At 59.6% G+C, this 17,385-nt stretch carries 14 protein-coding genes, 1 tRNA gene and 1 pseudogene; 8 read left to right on the top strand and 8 right to left on the bottom strand.

All coding sequences use genetic code 11. From position 1 onward, the window contains the following. The first annotated feature begins 268 nt into the window (after positions 1 to 268). On the top strand, positions 269 to 466 hold the full coding sequence (locus XI09_RS15145; RefSeq protein ID WP_271567532.1) for a hypothetical protein: 198 nt from the start codon (positions 269 to 271) through the stop codon (positions 464 to 466). Between the two features lie 442 nt (positions 467 to 908). Here XI09_RS15145 and XI09_RS15150 read toward each other — a convergent pair. The 3 genes and pseudogenes from XI09_RS15150 to XI09_RS15165 form a co-directional block, all read right to left on the bottom strand. Next, positions 909 to 1,310: pseudogene (locus XI09_RS15150) on the bottom strand (DUF932 domain-containing protein); the annotation flags it as partial. A 1,050-nt stretch (positions 1,311 to 2,360) separates the two neighbouring features. After that, a complete protein-coding gene (locus XI09_RS15160) occupies positions 2,361 to 2,627 on the bottom strand; it encodes a DUF3551 domain-containing protein (protein WP_097670021.1) in 267 nt (88 codons plus the stop codon). 385 nt (positions 2,628 to 3,012) lie between these two features. Then, entirely contained in the window at positions 3,013 to 3,303 is a 291-nt protein-coding gene (locus XI09_RS15165; RefSeq protein ID WP_271567534.1) for a hypothetical protein, read from the bottom strand. A 505-nt stretch (positions 3,304 to 3,808) separates the two neighbouring features. On the opposite strand from XI09_RS15165, the gene XI09_RS15170 reads away from it, so the two are divergent. Next, positions 3,809 to 4,015 (top strand): hypothetical protein, encoded by a 207-nt coding sequence (locus tag XI09_RS15170; RefSeq protein WP_271567535.1) that lies wholly within the window; start codon positions 3,809 to 3,811, stop codon positions 4,013 to 4,015. Between the two features lie 92 nt (positions 4,016 to 4,107). Here the strand turns inward: XI09_RS15170 and XI09_RS15175 are convergent, their stop codons facing one another. Then, positions 4,108 to 4,881 (bottom strand): IS5 family transposase, encoded by a 774-nt coding sequence (locus XI09_RS15175; protein ID WP_271567536.1) that lies wholly within the window; start codon positions 4,879 to 4,881, stop codon positions 4,108 to 4,110. Between the two features lie 48 nt (positions 4,882 to 4,929). Further along, positions 4,930 to 5,148, bottom strand: coding sequence for a DUF1236 domain-containing protein (locus XI09_RS15180; RefSeq protein WP_271567537.1), 219 nt, complete (start codon positions 5,146 to 5,148; stop codon positions 4,930 to 4,932). 1,221 nt (positions 5,149 to 6,369) lie between these two features. Between XI09_RS15180 and XI09_RS15185 the strand changes: the two genes are divergently transcribed. Next, positions 6,370 to 6,445 (top strand) — tRNA-Ile (locus XI09_RS15185). Between the two features lie 529 nt (positions 6,446 to 6,974). On the opposite strand, the gene XI09_RS15190 is transcribed toward XI09_RS15185, so the two are convergent. Genes XI09_RS15190 through XI09_RS15200 form a run of 3 tightly spaced genes read right to left on the bottom strand, consistent with a single transcriptional unit; the run spans position 6,975 to position 9,468 of the window. Further along, positions 6,975 to 7,979 (bottom strand): NrtA/SsuA/CpmA family ABC transporter substrate-binding protein, encoded by a 1,005-nt coding sequence (locus XI09_RS15190; RefSeq protein WP_271567538.1) that lies wholly within the window; start codon positions 7,977 to 7,979, stop codon positions 6,975 to 6,977. A 17-nt stretch (positions 7,980 to 7,996) separates the two neighbouring features. Beyond that, positions 7,997 to 8,725, bottom strand: a complete 729-nt coding sequence (locus XI09_RS15195) for an ABC transporter ATP-binding protein (RefSeq protein WP_271567539.1) — start codon at positions 8,723 to 8,725, stop codon at positions 7,997 to 7,999. After that, positions 8,722 to 9,468 carry an ABC transporter permease subunit gene (locus tag XI09_RS15200; RefSeq protein WP_271567556.1) on the bottom strand — a complete coding sequence of 249 codons (747 nt, stop codon included), beginning with the start codon at positions 9,466 to 9,468 and terminating at the stop codon, positions 8,722 to 8,724. Before XI09_RS15200 ends, XI09_RS15195 begins: the two co-directional genes overlap by 4 nt. Positions 9,469 to 9,865: 397 nt before the next feature. On the opposite strand from XI09_RS15200, the gene XI09_RS15205 reads away from it, so the two are divergent. From XI09_RS15205 to XI09_RS15220, 5 genes are all read left to right on the top strand, one after another. Further along, positions 9,866 to 10,954, top strand: coding sequence for an LLM class flavin-dependent oxidoreductase (locus XI09_RS15205; protein WP_271567557.1), 1,089 nt, complete (start codon positions 9,866 to 9,868; stop codon positions 10,952 to 10,954). 1,622 nt (positions 10,955 to 12,576) lie between these two features. Continuing rightward, positions 12,577 to 12,786, top strand: coding sequence for a hypothetical protein (locus tag XI09_RS15210; protein ID WP_271567540.1), 210 nt, complete (start codon positions 12,577 to 12,579; stop codon positions 12,784 to 12,786). Between the two features lie 844 nt (positions 12,787 to 13,630). Beyond that, on the top strand, positions 13,631 to 14,005 hold the full coding sequence (locus tag XI09_RS45770; protein ID WP_333939093.1) for an Arm DNA-binding domain-containing protein: 375 nt from the start codon (positions 13,631 to 13,633) through the stop codon (positions 14,003 to 14,005). 24 nt (positions 14,006 to 14,029) lie between these two features. Beyond that, a complete protein-coding gene (locus XI09_RS45775) occupies positions 14,030 to 14,857 on the top strand; it encodes a tyrosine-type recombinase/integrase (RefSeq protein WP_442869594.1) in 828 nt (275 codons plus the stop codon). A gap of 198 nt (positions 14,858 to 15,055) precedes the next feature. Next, on the top strand, positions 15,056 to 16,135 hold the full coding sequence (locus XI09_RS15220; RefSeq protein ID WP_097669662.1) for an AAA family ATPase: 1,080 nt from the start codon (positions 15,056 to 15,058) through the stop codon (positions 16,133 to 16,135). Positions 16,136 to 17,385 lie beyond the last annotated feature (1,250 nt).

The following is a 17,385-nucleotide window of genomic DNA, read 5'->3' on the forward strand; positions in this document are numbered from 1 at the left end:
TATGCAAACCGTCCTCTTCAAGACGGAACGCATATTGCCGGTCTGCTCAACAGCAACAAGGTGCGGGAGACACGCCGCTTACGCTATGGCGACAGATGATGCAGATCGATGGGGAGACGTCGACGTACTTCACTGTCTCGTGTGGGCGTTCGCCGGCCACCATTGCGATCTTCAGCCCAGCGATCGGCGGCCGCGTCGACCAGCTCCTGCGCCTCGGCAAACTGTCGAGATAGATGTAGGTACTGGTCACGCTGGCGTGGCCTAACAGGTGCTGGAGCTTCTGCAGCGGATCCCCAAGGATCCGGCGGTAGGCTGCGCCATGCCGATCCTGCGGATCGAACAGATCCCGATTTTCTCACGGATCAGCATGGAGAGCATGTTGACGGCGAAGGTGTGCCGCAGCGTGTGCAGCGTCACGTTGACGTCGATGCCGAAACGGCGGCAGCGCGCGCATCCATTAAAATGAATGGCATACCGTCGATCAGCCCGGCGCGCTCGGCGACGTCGAGCGCGCCGGGCGCGGTACTCACTGCAAGACCATCAATGGAAGAAGGAAGAAGGAAGAAGGAAGTGGACGCGACAGCGCGTCAAGGTTCGTAAAGTACAACTGCACGCACATACCTAAGCGGAGCGCCGTCGGCGCACCCTTTCTGTTTCGGATGAGGGATTCCCCTCGCGCTCTCCCGCTCGCCGCGTGGCAGGGTTGCAGGGTTGCAGGGTTGCAGGGTTGCAGGGTTGCAGGACTTCGCCTGCCCCCCTTTGATTAGCGTGTGGTGGCGCCGCCGCGTCAAGCGTTGTCCTCGCTACGTTGCGGGAACGCTTGACTCGGACGTCTGAAGAGCTTCACCGCAACACAGGTGACGCCGCTCCATGCTTGATTCTGGGACAGGATCACACTGTTAGGATAAGGCGCGATTGGCGATCAGGCCATGTTGCAGGTTGACGCGTGCGAGTGCCGCGGGAAGTTGTCGGAGGTAGGCAGCCGGAGCGCCAACTTGGCTCGCAAGCTGGCCAAAACTCCAGTGGGTCAGCGCGACCGGCGTGTCCGAGCCGGGCAGCATCAGGGCCAAGCGCTCGGGGTCGGCACGGTTTGCTTCTACATGGATGAGCGCGCTGTCGACCACGCGCGTCCGGCTGCGGTCCGTGCGATCACGCACCGTGCGGGCCAATTCGTCGAGCGACAGATAGCGCTCATCGGCCGGACGGGAAAACCACTCCGAGGATACCCGACCGACGCGCTCGCCGCGGCTCACATCCACCCTGTAACCGCCGCTGACATCTCGGCGGACATCAAGAACCTGCATATTCATGGGCGCAATGTCCATGACGGGCGCCGGAGGGCTCTCCTCCGGCCCTCAACTCGTCATGGCCAACGCCGCGCCACTCTTCCTCACCTGCATCGTCCATGGCCGACGCCCGCGAATTTGCTCCCGCCACAGCTTGCGTCAGGGATGAAAGCCCGAAGGGTGAAAACCCGGCAGACCGCCGGGGTTTCAGCGAAGCCGACAGCCCGGTCCCGATAGGGAGACGCCCTACAGAAGTTGTCAGGTCCTGCCGCGCTTGTACCAAGCTCTCCTCATCAGCGCGACGAGCACCATCAGGATCATGAGTTCTGATTCCGTTCGATCGATGAGATGAAGGACCCTGCTCGCGATCACGACTGCTAGTGCGGGCGCATCGAAATCCACGCAAAAAGGCAATCCCTACTCGATCGTCGCTGCAGGACCGGCTCAGCGGCTCTTCAGTGACCGATCATACTTGGCGAGCCTATCGCCTCACCGGCGGGGCTTTGCAAAGAGCATCGCGACCGATCTGTGTAAGGCGGTCAGGTCTTATTTCTCCTGTGCTCGCAGCTTCCAGAATTGTCGAGGCAACATGGGTGCGAGCACCGGTATCGTACCGGGAAAGATTCTTGCAGACGTTGTCGAGGACCACCCGTAGGAGCGCGGTGGTGGGGGCATCTAACATTTGGAAGATCTCCCTCGTTTTCTAGCAGATAATGCAATGTAGCTTTCGCGTGACGAGCGCCACGTAGAAACTACCCAAAGTCGAAAACTCGAGAGGTCACCATGGTAGAAGAAGCTGACAAAAACGCAACAAGCAGATGTCTGTTTGACGCATTCCCGCTGTTTTGAATTGAATTAAAGAGCGACGCGCGACTGCGCGTGACGCAGATGAGGCCGCATCTCGATCGGTCCTGCGTCTCGTCCGACGCACCTGAGGTGACTGCATCGCGCGGCTTGCTCGAACGGGGGCTCGTCCGATCGGCGGAAGTCCAACGTCTCTCAACCCTGCACCGCAGGTCCATTTGTATGAGCAGGACTCAGACTAATGTCTCCATCACGCTTGACCATCGGACATCAGCGCGATTGCGCTCTCTGTCGCGCGAACGCGTAGACCGGATTGATGCCGCAATAGGCGTAGGTGCCGGATGCAGTGGCCATGCACTGATCATAGGTCGAGAACTGGCAATTGCCCGGATATCCCCAGGTACGTCCCTGCAAGCAATAAACGTCCTGCCGAGCCGGGGGGATATACGAACGACCCCGCGGAGCGGCGGTCGAGGGCGATCCAAAACCGATGACGATGGGAAGTGCAAGCACACCGATGAACAGAAGGTTGCGCATGAGACCTCTAGCCTCCGTTAAGTCTTGCAGAAGGATAGCGGATCCGGATTTGATGTCTTGATCTTTGTCAATGGCAAATGGCGGGTCGCCGTCCGTGGGCCGATTGCCTTCGAAAGAAGCTCGGGTGGGACGGAGCTCCGAGTTCAGAGCAGCAATCCTGCTGCTTGTCGAAAGGAACGCATCTTTCCAGCGTCACGAGGTACATGTGCGGCGGAAAGCGCTAACGGGGCTTGAGAACTCTCGCGCTCCGGAATGAATCGATTCGGGGTGGCCCTAAGTCTACGGAGAGCTTAGCAAGGCCGAAACGCGGAAAATTCCCGGGCCTTTAGGTTTGCCGTCGAGCGTGTATTGCTTGAGCTGCACGACTTAAGGGACTTGGCGGAGCTCATGAACCGTTCAGCGAGCTCTTCTGGGTGATCGGCCTGATCCGGCGCAGCAGTGACTCGGCATATTCCTCGCGCTCGCGCGTAAAGCGCTCTTGATGCGCTTTGAAACTCTCGACCCGCTTCCTGATCTCATCGCGTTCGCTGCCGCCATGGTCGGGCACGCTGAGGCCAGCGAGCTCGACGATTTCCTTCTGCTGAGGCCGCGGCAGCTCGATCTCGACCTTCAGCGATTTAGCGAACGCCGTCGTTTCAGCGACGAGCGCATCGAGTTCGCTCTTCCAGTCATGCATTGACGTCCCCCCCCCACGACTCGGCCACGCGGGACGAGCCAGTTCATCACCAACCAGGCTGCGACAATGGCGCAGACGCCAACTGCCAGATAGGGCAGCCCAACCCACCGCTTCTCCTTGAAAAAAGCCGCCGACAATACCGCCGACGGCCCTCCGGGTTCAAAATGCTCATCGTGAAAAAATGCAATCCAGCCCCGGTGGCATGATCCTAGACCCAAAACGCATCGTTTCCAAGTTTTCCCGATCAGGAAGCTTAACGCAGGTTGTGCCGGCCCCGTTGGAACCGTGGCGCGGCCGGCGTCCGGAGGAACCACCGCGCCCTCTTTCAAACAATGTGCACGGCCCAGACCTGTCTCGGACGGCTTGCATCAAGGCGTGTAATGGTCTTGTCTCGACGCGGTCAGTCGTATTACGGCGACTGCAACGGGTGTTGGCCAAAATTAGGAAGCCGGTGACGCCCGACCATACATCGTGAACTAAATTTTTGAGTTAGTGAGCGTTCGAAATGACAGATTGTGTGATTGTCCGGGCCTCCGGCAGGCAATTGGATCACTTGCGCGAAGAGGCATCGCGCATTGCACGACAAAGCAAAATCGACTGGTCGATTGAGCGAGGTGCCGAAGGAGCGCATTTTTGCTTCGAGGATGCCGAGGCGAAAAAAGCTTTCGTCACGATCTGCGAGGGCTTTGCTATCCCGCACAGAGAGGCTTAGCAACCGAGATCGCGTGCAATAGGTCGGTAAGGCCAGAATCTGCGCCGGCCGCACAGCGAATCCGTCGTGATCGCAGAAAACTAGAACCTATCTCAAAATTGTCGAAACAGGATCAGCAGGCAAGCGAGCTGGACGAAGCCGAGGAAGTTTTGCGGATAGAACTCCCAGCGGACCAGCAGGCGCCGCCGCCACTGTATCCAGGCGAAGAAGCGTTCGACCAGCCAACGCCGAGTATAACGACGGAGCCTGCGGCCGTCCTGGGTGAGCGACCGCACTCGGTTTGAACGATGTGGCGCGATCATCTCGATGCCTTGTGACCGCAGTTCATCGTCGAGCCCATCGCTGTCATAGGCGCGGTCGCCGATCAGGTTCTCTGGCTTGGCCTCGATCATGTAGAAGTCGAAGCAGAGCTGTACCAAGCGCACTTCGTGATGGTTCGCGGCATGCGTGCTCACTGAAAGCGGCAAACCGTAGCGATCCACAATCGCCATGATTTTTAAGCCCTTCCCGCGCCTCGTTGGGCCGATCTCTGCGCCGCCGCCTTTGGCCATCGCAAAGGTCGCGTCGATGAAACACTCCTCTTCGTCGAGCAAGCCTTCCTCGCGAAGTTCGTTGGCGATATCGGTCAGAACGCGTCGCAACACTTCATTGCGACACCAGTTCTGAAAGCGACGATGTACGGTCTTATAGTTCGGATAGCACTGCGGCAGCATGTGCCACTGCGCGCCCGTGTTCAAAATCCAAAGAGCGGCGTCGAGAACTTGACGCGTCGCAATCGGCTTCCGGCCCGGCCGGCCGTCGGCAAGGTGCTCTTCCGGAAAGTGTCTCCGGATGCGCTCCCATTGCTCGTCCGTCAGCCGAATCATCTTTCCTTTATAGCCGATCGACGCTGATCTTCAATTTTGAGATAGGTTCTAGCGATATTTCGTGAGCGAGGGACTCCAGTCGGCAGGGACCGCCTCGAGTGCGACGTTGCGCGGCACTGGCTGGCCGACGACGATCTTCTCGCGCATCTCGACCGGGCGGATCTTGTGCTCGGTCACGTAGGTACGGGTCTTGGTGCGGTATTCCGGCTCGATCTGCACGGCGGCATCGCCGGCGCCCGTGGTCGTGGCGACCGTGGACTGGGCCATTGCGCCCGTCGAGATCAGCGCGGCAGCCGGGCAGCAGCAGCTTCTTCAGGAATATCTCCTTGCCCCTGAATGCGGCGCTGCGTGAACCCCGAGTAATGGCAATCGTTCCGGGAGCACGACAGGTTCCGATACGCTCTCTGGCATTTTATGCGCTGTAGCATGGGATGCGAATTTTAGAACGCGCAGTTTCGGCAGCCTCGACCAACAAGGTCGAATTGTTTGGACCTGCAACTATCCCTTCCCTTGCCCGTTCCCAAGCATGGAGTTTGGGCTAATGACAATATTCGGAAGAAAACCACGTTCTCCCCGCAGAAGGACCAATCAAGAAGCGTGGATGGCAATCGACGGGGCTTTCGCGACGAGGAGATGTTCGGTGTTGGACATCTCCAAAGGCGGCGCGACAATCAGGGTCGAGGATCTAACGTTCGTCAGGCCCGTGTTTCAACTTAAACTCTTTCGCGCGGACCAGGGTAGGCGTTGCAAGGTTTCATGGCAAAAAGGTCTCCTGATCGGCGTCGAGTTCTGTTGAGTGACTATGAGGTGATACCCGCATGCAAACAGTCGAGACGACTAATCCAAAGGTGGCAAGGCGCTGCCGCTATGACCAACATCGCGGGCAAAAAACAACCTTGAGGATAGGGGGCTCGCTCGTCACAGGGTTGGTCCGGTCGGTCATGGAAGTTAAGTCCCCCAGCAACCCCACACGCTGGATCATCACCGTTCTTGCCAAGCCGAGCATCGCAGCCTAACCGAGCAAATCCACCATTCGAAGGAGTGCTTGGTCGAGGAAAATGATGGGAAAGTTGGACCACAAGGTCTTTCCGCGAGCGATTCTCTTTCTCAAGAAATTCCATCGTCACTTTCATTCGATCTTCGTCGTCAAAAATCTGGGTTCGGCGTTCGTAGAGCTGCACCAGCCCTGGATCGAGGAGATTGCATAGCCAAGACGGCAAATGCGCTAATTGCGATCGATGGATGATCGAGCCAGGTTCGTACTACTTGCTGCTGCAACGTCTCACCCAAGCTGACGTGACCGTCTTCGTCGCACAGAGTCCTTGTATCCGGGCGCTCCTGATAGATTGGTGCCCCGTCGATCGGCGGCTCGGAAGGGCTCCCGAAGGCGCGGCTCAATCGGACCAATTTGGCATTGCCGGATTGCCGGCCATCCTGTAGACGAGCCGCGCACCGTTGCCGACCACCTTTCAGCGGTCGCCCGCAGCGGGGCCTGTAGCTCAATGGTTAGAGCCGGCCGCTCATAACGGTCTGGTTGCAGGTTCGAGTCCTGCCGGGCCCACCATTTCTCGAAAGAAGAAGAAGAGAAGAAGATCAAAGCCTTGGCTCCGGGATGTCCGCTGGTGGGACACTTTGGTGAGGCATTTGCTCCTATCTGGCCGTGTCGCGCCACGGCCTCTACTATTTCCGGTGGCCATTGCGCGTTGGGTCGATGGACCGAAAATCATTAAGCGTGAAAGTCTCACTACAAACACGCGATCCGAAGGGAGCATTTCGCCTGTCACGCGTACTAAGCTAAGCGCCGCTCCCCTTATCGGGTTGAGCGGCGTCTTCATTTTCCGAGAATGTTATCGGCAACGCAAGCCGATTGCCCAAACACTCCAGTTGATTTTGAACGAGCGGCGGGCGATCCGCGCTGCTCAGAAGTAAGGAAGTCCAAGAACAACTCTGCCCGCGCCACGCGGTCACTGGCCCCCTTGGCGATCTGGTTGAGTAGAGCCTTGAGTTCCGGAGAGCCGGCCTTGAGCGGCTCCGACGGCGTCAGGGAGAGCGTCGATAGGTCTTGTTCATTGCCTTGACCGGCTGGAGGGCTCTCAAAGCTGGGCGAGATGATTGGCCACCCTGACCGGCTCGGGCAGAACCTTGCGGGCGACGAGCCAGTCGGCGGCCTTTTGCAGCTCGCTGACGAACTGCTCGTCATTGACCGCGAAATAGCGATACTGGCGCTTCAGCGCGATGAACTGGTCGCGGAGCTCATCGCTGTACTTGCCGGTCTTCTGCGCGATGTACTCGGCGTCCTTGGCGTTCTCCGAGGCCCATTTCCCTTCGGCGCGGAACGCATCGTTCACGGCCCGCACCAGCGCGGGATTGTCCGTCGCGAATTTGCGAGTGGTCAGGTAGGACGTGTAGTCGATCTGAAATTCGAGATCGCGGCCTTCCAGGAAGATGTCGTGCGCCTTGTATTCAAGCCGCGCGATATCGACGCCGGGGCTCCACATCGACCAGGCGTCGACCTTGCCGGAGGCAAGTGCCGGCGCGGCATCAGGCGGATTGAGATAGACGAACTTCACCGCGGAACGGTCAACCTTGTGCTTCTCCAGCGCGGCGACCAGCAGGAATTCTCCAAGGCCGGAGCGGTTGACCGCAACTGACTTGCCGACGAGGTCTTCGACCTTGTCGATGCCGGAGCCGTCCTTGGCAATGATCGCCGTGGTGCGGGGCTCGTAGACCACGAACTGTGTGAACACCAGCGGCGAGCCTGCAATGATCGCGGCGAGCGCCGGGGTCGTGCTGCCGCCGAAGCTGAAGTCGGCGCTTCCGCCCGTGACCGCCTGCAGGGTCGGCGCATGGTTCGGGAAGGGGCCGAGCCATTCGACCTTGATGCCGTCCTTGGCCAGCACTTTCTCGAACTCGCCACGCTCCTTGGCGATCAGGTTGAGGCCGCTCAAGCCCCAGGTCAGGCGAACTGTGTCGGTGGTCCGGCCAGGTGCGGCTTGGGCGAATTCGCTGATATTCATGCCAGCGAGCGCGCCAATGCCAAAAGCTAAGGAGCCGAGGAAGCTGCGCCGGGATGGTTTGGCGGATGAAAAGTCGGACATGTCGGCCTTCCGGATGACTAGCTGTGAGAATGGGGGACCACGCCAAGCTCGCCGAGGAGCTCGGCGCGCGAGATAGGTGTCGAGCCGTCACGCACGGCGCGATGCTCGAAAGCGATCGCGCCGTTGCGCATCACGAGGATCCGATCGGCGAGGGTGATCGCTTCGTCGACATCGTGGGTGACGAGCAGGACGCCCGGCTGATGATTGGCCACCAGTTCGCGGACCAACTGGTGCATGCGGATACGGGTCAGCGCATCGAGCGCGGCAAACGGCTCGTCAAGCAGCAGAAGCTCGGGCTGCTGCACCAGCGCGCGGGCGAGGGCGACGCGCTGGGCTTGCCCGCCGGAGAGATGGCGGGGCCAGTCTTCGAGCCTGTCACCGAGGCCGACCTCGGTAAGCGCTTCGGCGGCGCGCTCGCGAGGATCCGGAACCTGCAAGCCAAGCGCCACGTTGTGCCAAAGATTGTCCCACGGCAGGAGCCGATGCTCCTGAAACACCACGGCCGGCCGGCGGGGTGCCACGATACGACCACGCTGGATGGGATCGAGCCCAGCCAGCGCCCGTAACAGCGTTGTCTTGCCGCACCCGCTCTCGCCGAGCAGGGCGACGAACTCCCCACGATCGATGCGCAGGTTCAATTTCTCGATCACGACGCGGCTGCCGTAGCTGCGGACGAGGTTGCTGACAACGACAGCCGGTCCGGATTCGAATGGCGTAGAAGACTGCGGAGCGACGTGCACGTTCATCGCTCCGCTCCGTAGTTCGGATGCCAGGCGAGGAGGCGACGTTCGAGAAAGCGGGCAATGGCGTCGGCCGCGACGCCGATCAGCGCGTAGATCACGATCGTCAGGACGATCACATCTGTGCGCAGAAATTCGCGCGCATCCATCGCGAGGAAGCCGATCCCCGATTGGGCACCGATGGTTTCAGCCACCACCAGCGCGAGCCAGGCCGTGGCCAGGGCATAGCGGACGCCGGTCAGGATCGAGGGCAACGCGCCGGGAAGGATGATGCGTCTGATCAGCTGGATCGAGCTCAGGCCCTGGACCCGACCAAGTTCGAGCAACTTGGGATCGACCTGGCGGATGCCGAGCACGGTGTTGATGTAGATCGGGAACGTGACGCCGAGCGCGACAAGGAAGATCTTTTCCGCTTCGCCGACGCCCAGCCAGACGATGACGAGGGGGAGCGCGGCGAGGAAAGGGACGGCCCTGATCATCTGCACGCTGCGGTCGATCGCGGCCTCCGCGATTCGCGAGAAGCCGACAAGAACGCCCAGCGTGGCGCCAACCGCAGCACCGACCGCAAAGCCGGCTGCGGCACGCAGCAGGCTGACGCCGAGGTCGTTCAACAGGCTCCCGGTGGTCGCAAGCCTGAATGCTGTTCGGATGACCTTGCTCGGCGCGGGCAGAACCTGTGGCGAAAGCCATCCCGCCTGTGCAAGCGCCTCCCAGACAATGACGAGTAGCACGGGCGCGATCCAGGACAGGAGCTGAAGGCCGCGAGCACCAAGCTTGCTTCCTCGCGCCGGCGATTGAACGCTGCCCTGCGATGACGGCGCATCATCCGCACCGATCACCGTGTGGTCGATTTGGCTCAGTTCGATATTGCTCAAGACGTGAGACCCCGTTCCACGCACCGCATCTGATGCAGGAGGTGCGATTCCAACAACTTGCCATCCGCGGAAAATGTCCCACGAAATGGGCTCGACAGAAATAGAGCACTATTTCAATTGTCGTTCGCTCAGGAGTGATCTGCTGCCGTCACGGCACCGGTGCGCGACAAAGAAAATCTTTTGAGGTGGATGTGCTTGATCTTTCGTCAGCCCGCGGCGAGAACGCGTACCGATGCGATGGCATAGCGAGAGAAAGTTGCGGGAGAGCATGATGGCGATTGCACCCATTCGTTTCGGCATCTGGGCGCTGGTGCATGGGCCGCGAGCTACGCACCATGACCCGGAAGAGCCCTATGATGCGTCATGGGAGCGTAATCGGGATCTGGTGCTCGCAGCCGAAGAGCTCGGTTATGACTCTACGCTGATCGCGCAACATACGATCAATCCACATCAGGAAGATCTCGATCAACTTGAGGCCTGGAGCGCCGCGGCGGCAATTGCGGCGCTGACCACTCGAATCGAGATCATCGCCGCGATCAAGCCCTATCTCTATCATCCCGTCGTGCTGGCGAAGCTCGCACTCGGCATCGAGAACATCAGCCGCGGCCGCTTTGCGATCAACCTCGTCAATGCCTGGAACCGCCCGGAATTGGAGAAGGCGGGGATTGGCTTTCCAGATCATGACGCTCGGTATGCTTATGGCACGGAATGGATCTCGGTAGTCTCGCGCCTGATGGAGGGTGAACGCCTCAACTACAGAGGCGATCACTTCAACGTCTCCAACTATGCGCTGCGCCCGACCAGCCTGTACCGCAAGCGCCCTGCCATCTATGTCGGCGGAGAATCCGAGCCAGCGCGCGACCTGGTCGCTGGCCATGGTGACGTCTGGTTCATCAATGGTCAGCCCCTGGAGGATGTGGCCGGCCTGATCGCCAATGTCGCCGCGCGTCCGCGGGGTGCGGCGCCGCTTCGTTTCGGTCTGTCGGCCTTCGTCGTCGCGCGCGAAACCCGGGAGCAGGCGCAGGCGGCCTATGAGCGGCTGCTTAGCCTGGCTGCAAAGGATGCACCGATGAGGGCCATCCAGAAGCAGAATACCGACCCAAAGGTCGTGATGATGCAGACGATGCAGAAGACGCCGCGCGTCGGCAGCAATGGCGGCACGGCAGCGGGACTGGTCGGGAGCTATGACGAGGTAGCAGCGCGCATCGAGGCCTTCCATGCAGCCGGCATTGAGCTCTTCATGCTGCAATTCCAGCCGTTCGAGGCCGAGATGCGCCGATTTGCGCTCGAGGTGATCCCGCGCGTGCGGGCGAAGCAACCCACCGGGGCCGCCGAGCGGCTGGCCCGGTCCCTTGGCTAGATCTCTGCGGCGGCTGGGTCGACGCGACTTCCGGCGCCTGTTTCGCGTAGCGACTAAACAAAGTGGTCGCGGAGCAGCGAGCCGGTGTATTCCGTCCAGAACAGCTCGCGCTTCTGAAGAATGGGGTACGCGCCGTCGACGTAGTTTCGGGTCCTGGGAACGTATTGGCGATCAACCACTTCGTGCCCATCCAGGTTTGATGTCAGAGCGAGCTTTGATTGTTCCGCTAATCATCTCGGGAAGTGAAGCATGGCTATCCCCTCGATCCCATCGAGTGGGTCATTGTCTGTCTGCCGCAAAACGGCGCATACAGTCTATGTCGTCCCGGTAGGCGTCAGAAGCCTTGCATTCGAAGCGAAGGGTAAGACCCAGGCGGCGACCATCGCTGGGTCTGGTTTGTGCAGGTGTTGGACCGATTCTGCCTGCAACGGCTGCAGACGGCAGGCGCGAGCTATCCGCCGCGCGCCGCGACCACTCAGGAAGCGTCAGCCTATCGCCATGTCGTCGCCGAATTCGCGGACGCGACTCGAAAACTCCTGGTGCCGCATCTCGGATAGTTTGCGCAGTCCGCTTTGTGAGAAAGATATTCTTCGGTGCCCTATGGGCAGACGGAGCCAATCCGTTCGGCCCCGGCGGGTTGGGCAATGTGCCGGGATGGACTCAGTTTTCGGACGGCAGCCTCAAGCTCGTTGCCATCGCCACAACGGAGGCATGTGGTCGTTTGAGATTGCGGGCAATCTTGCTCGTCGGCAGTCCTCGATCGACCATGCCTCGCAGCTTATGCTTTTCTACTGCGGTCCAAGGACGTTCATTTGAGGGGCTGGAGCGTGGCGACGGCTCGCTGTCTGCTGTGCTCTTGCGTGGCGATGGGGCGTGCATGAAAACTCCATGAAAGCCCGTGATCGAGCCATCATCGTGACCTTCCAGTCAATATCCATCCTCAAATAAAGATGATTTGTTTGCCGACATGATGTGTCCCGCGGAGTTTTGCCTCAGTGAAAAGAGCACTTTGGCAATAGCGTTCTTCGACGCGACAGTTGTCGCCAACGATGTTCGGTAAGCTCGCCGCAATGGCGAGAACGGATATCCGGCTATTCGACGGCTTCGCCGAAACAGATCTATGTCACTAAAATTTTGGACGCTCCCTAGCGGGATCGAACTCCTGCTTCAGCCTTAAGAGGACGACGGCAAATTTCGCTGTAGCTGTTGCAATGTTGCACAGGAACTAATTGGAACGTCTGACTCTAAGGATTTGAAGTTTCGCTTCCACCGGCGCTTCTGAGGTTGCCGAACAGGGCCAAGCGAGCACGGGACGGCAGGCTACGAGCTTGCCAACGACGCTTCCGATCCGTCCGATTTGTACGCTGCCGCGCGCAGGAGTTAGCCGCGGCATCAGAAGCCTTTTGTTTGGCACCGAAGGCGATACAGATCACGCATCCTGGGCAAAAGGGTTACGCGCAGAAGGCGTTGAACAAAGTCAGCGGGAACTCGTCAACTACCGCAAAAGCGGCGCCTTTCTGTAAGCCCGCATCGGCAAAAGAGTCGCACTAGGAAAATGCTCATCTCACTCAGCAAGGCTTGAGCCGATTATGGGGAGATCATCGAAGCACATGCAGGGACTCATGGTTGACAATGATAACAGCAACCGGCGCCGAATCGTCGAATTCAAGGACGGTTGCCGGTATGGCAAATTCGGAAAGACTAAGGCTTATGAGCTGATCGCCCTCGAGAGGATCAGGGCCTACAAAATGGGAGGCAAGACCATGATCGACCTCGACAGCGTGGATGAATATCACGCTTCGCTGCGGAGGGTCGAAACGAGAGCGGGCTAGGCCGCCGATCTGTTCAGCGAGACGGCGGGCGCACTGTCGCGCAGGCTTATCGAGGCGATCAGACTAATACTGCATTAAACGCACGCGCTCGACCCAATAGGCAGCACGGTTATAGATGACGGGGATGTTCTTGTTGTCGCCCTTGCCGGGGTGGCCCCGCACCAACACCTTGCGCTGCGGCGCTTTTGTGCTCCGTGTCGTGGGCCAGTTAGGCTTCCACTACATCGTCGTCGAACGCGCCCTCATCGCTTGAGCTGGGTCGAGGCGGTCGAACTGGAGCCGCGCGCGCAGTGATCACCGCCGGGGGCAGTCCTGCAGTCCACGATCCGCAGCGTCTTGTTCAGGTGTTGTCGGACATTGCCGCCATCGGCATTGGACGTGCAGCGCGTCGAGGATCAGCGCTCTCGGCGTCGGCTTCGCGTGCACGTGACAAAGACCCGCCATTGACTTCGCGATAATCATGTTAGGTCGATCCCGTCGAGAATTCGAAGCAATGCTGGGTTCGATTCCGGTCGCGCGGCGATTGTGGAGTCCGCCGCCGAGGAGCCTCTTTGGCGACCAACAGCGCTTGTCAGTTTGTTGGTATTTTTGTTGGCATCGGTCACAACTGATGCTAAAAACCACTTTAGTTGCATATGGTTATGGGATTAAGCGGTATCGGCCAGGGCACCAATAGTTCATTCCCCCACTTTCGCTGACCTTCGCTCGCGTGATAGAAATGCTTGAAAATAAGCAGTTTTCTATTCGCCGACCTTCGCGATCGCTTGCGACCAACCGCCCATTTTGTTGGTAGGACTGTTGGTAGGCCCGATCGGTGTGTTGGTAGCACTGGGGGACCCCTCATATGCCGCTTACGGACACCGCCTGCCGCTCTGCCAAGCCCAAGACCAACGCCTACAAGGTCAGCGACGGCGGTGGTCTACACATGCTTGTCGAGACCAACGGTTCGCGGCTATGGCGGCAAGCTTATCGGTTCGACGGAAAGCAGAAGCTGATCGCACTCGGTGCTTACCCGATGAGCCTCGCCGAGCCTCGCAATGCGCGCGACGCCAACAAGGCTCTCTTGGCGAAAGGGGTTGACCCATCGGCACAGAGGAAGCTCGATCGAACAGCTGCCCGCCTTGCCCGGACCAACACCTTCCGGATCATCGCCGACGAACTGGTGGCCAAGTTCGAGGTTGAGGGAGACGATCCCAAGACCCTCAAGAAAAAGAAATGACTGGTCGACCTGCTGTGCGCTGAGATCGGGGATCGCCCCATTGCGGAAATAGCGGCTCCGGAATTGTTGGATGCTTTGAAAAAGATCGAACGCCGCGGCCGGTATGAGAGCGCGCGACGCGCTCGCAGCCTCTCCGGCCGCATCTTCCGCTATGCGATAGTGACGGGCCGCGCCGCGCGCGACCCATCGGCCGACCTCGCCGGCGCCCTCATCGCGCCGAAGGTCCAGCATCGCGCATCCATCACCGAACCAAAAGCAGTCGGCGCCCTGCTCCGCGCCATCGACGACATTGACGGTCAGGCCACCACGCGCGCCGCGTTGCAGCTGATCGCGCTAACCTTCGTCCGGCCGGGCGAGCTTCGCCACGCTGAATGGACTGAATTCGACACCGACAACGCCATCTGGGACATTCCGGCGCAAAAGATGAAGATGCCCCGGCCGCACAAGGTACCGCTTTCTCGACAGGCACTCGCGTTGATCGCGGCCCTCCGCGAGGTAACAGGATCGTCTCGCTTCCTCTTCCCCCAAATCCGGTCGTGGCATCGCCCCATTTCAGACAACACCCTGAACGCCGCCCTCCGCCGGCTCGGCTACGACAAGACCCAGATGACGGCGCACGGCTTCCGCTCCACGGCGTCGACCCTCCTCAATGAAAGCCGCCGGTGGCATCACGACGCGATCGAACGGCAGCTTGCCCACCAAGACAATGATGAGGTCCGGGCCGCCTACAACTCGGCGCAGTATTGGGATGAGCGGGTTCGCATGATGCAGTGGTGGGCCGATCGTCTGGACGACCTGAGGCGCTCCGGTTTGGTCGTACCGATCAAGGCCGGTCGACGATCGGCGACGTGACGCCGCCGCTGAGGCAAGCCACCAGACGACTATTCTGTACGCGTTCTCAATATCTTAATTCGCTTCGAAGATGCTAGGTGACCAAAACGGGCGTTAGCGCCGGCCGGTCAGGAACGCCAGCCGGCGCCCAGTTGTTCACAAGGAAGCGCCTTTCGTAGCAGTGTCGAGACGCTAAAATATCCGTATAGGTTGTCCATTATGGCCAAAAGCGATCTCCTAGTCTCACTCGTGCGCGCCGGCGTTGCCGGCGATAAGCCCATGCTGCGCTCCACTGTTGAGGCGATCGTCGCTGACGAGCGCGCCAAGAGCCATCATGCGTATGCGGATCGGCTCGAACGCGCGTTGCAAACGGTTGCCGTTACTCCGCCCAGCTTGGCGACATCGTCTCAACGCCCGACCACCGCGGCCGGCCGAGACACAATCCTCGAAGTCACACCGCGCATATCGCTCGACGAATTGGTCCTGCCTTTGCCTGCTCGGGCGGAGGGTCTTCAACTGATCGAAGAGCACGTGCGCGCTGACGTGCTCCGAGCGAGCGGCTATGAGCCGAGACATCGCATTCTTCTGTCGGGCCCGCCCGGCAACGGCAAGACATCGTTTGCAGAGGCGATCGCTGAGGGGCTTGCGTTACCGTTCTTCGTCGTTCGGTACGACGCGTTGGTTGGAAGCTATCTAGGTGAAACGAACGCGCGCCTTCGCGCGCTGTTCGACTATGCACGTACCCAGCCCTGCGTTCTTTTCTTCGATGAGTTTGACGCGATCGGCAAAGAGCGCGGAGACGACCACGAAACCGGAGAAATAAAGCGGGTTGTTTCATTCCTTTTGATGCAGATCGACAAGCTTCCCAGCTACGTTGTGACCATCGCTGCTACCAACCATGCCGAATTACTCGATCGCGCCGTGTGGCGGCGCTTCCAGCTCAAGCTTTCATTCCCGGCTCCTCAACTCGCGGAAATCGCGCATTTTATCGGGCGACTTTTTGCCGGCTGGCCGGAACGCCCATCACTATCGGCTCAGGAATTGGCTGAAAAGATTGACGCGACTTCATATGCCGAGGTTCTGGACTTCTGTCAGAACGTCCGCCGCCGTCAAATTCTCGGCCTCGGTGAGCTTTCGATCAATTCAGCGATAACGGCCGAACTTGAATATTGGTCGTCGAGGGTAAAACCAGAGAACATTTATGGCGGGCGATCCAACCAAACCACTGTTACGGCTAACGCCGAGCAATCCGACCGCAAGACCGGCCGGCAAGCAGCTAAAAATCCCGAAGCCGGCTAAATATTCTCCCGCCGCTCAGAACGCGACCTTCGGCCCACGTTTTCGACGCTTGGATGAAGTGCTTCGCCGGGACCCCTCCGGGCTGACGCTGCGCGCTGACCCCTCTGCGCTCGCACCAGAACGGCTGTTGGTGTTCGAGGTCCGTGGAGCCGTCACAAACTTTGCCAACGCAATCAGAAGAATTCCGGGGCTCGAATTAGTCGACGAAGAAGAGCTTGAAGGTGATAATCAGGACTCGACGTCAATCCGCCAAACTTCAGCAAAATCAATCGCTTATAACGCTCTTCGATTTGCCGCTTGTACCACTCAAATGTGCTGCTGTCGACCAGGGTGCGTCATCGGTCAACGCTCGGAATGTGAGCACGAAACAGCCCGCTGGCGCAAACGCTCTGGCGGCCGTCGGCACCATCGCGCCCACGTCGTCCCCGAAAAGCGGACGACATAGCCAGCCCCTCAACGGGCTCCGCGCTTCAGGCTAGCCAGGCAGTGGAGATGATGCGGACAAGGCCGAATGGCATCGGCAAAAGCTGACAGTGTCAAAGCTGAAGGCAGGAGTGGGCTCCGGTGACTCCCGACCCACAGACGCTGCGCAATTGACGGATTTGTTGCGCAGTAGTCCCGCCGGATGAAGCGGCGCGTAAAAGGCCGACCGGCTGACCCCGGCCTACCCTAAGGGTGCGCTTATCCGATGACTGACCGACGGCGTGGCTCCGGTTTTCGAGCACGGCCTTCAATCAGCAGTTTCGCCCTCGCAGGCGAAGCTGTGCCTCTTCGAGGCACAGAAACCTCCCTCCGACGTCCACCAATTTTCGAAACTAGATAACAGGAGGAGCGCCGCGCTTCGCTTGATCGCTCGATCAATTCCTATCCCAACCGGGCAGAATTCATCCGAATCGTACGCCCTCATATCTGCATATCGAGAACTTCATCGAACGCAATGATCCAGGAGGATCCATATGATTCTCGGTGAATGGAGTGACGGTTGACAACTTCAAAGATGACACTCGTCCATTGCGACCACTCCGGTTCGACAGCATTGAGGACCTAATCGAAGCGAACAAGGCGAGCCGCGTGCATTTGGGCGTACACTGGAAATTCGACGCTGAAGGCGGAGACGCAGCAGGTCGCAAGATTGCAGACACTATTTACGCCCGGGCTTACCGTCCTAGCGGAGGATAACTGCCGAAGGTCTTTTGTTGCTAGAGACTTTCGGCATGGGTGATCGTCGCTGGATTCGGTAGTACGATCGC

The organism is Bradyrhizobium sp. CCBAU 11386 (genome assembly GCF_028128955.1).
Classification (GTDB): Bacteria; Pseudomonadota; Alphaproteobacteria; order Rhizobiales; family Xanthobacteraceae; genus Bradyrhizobium.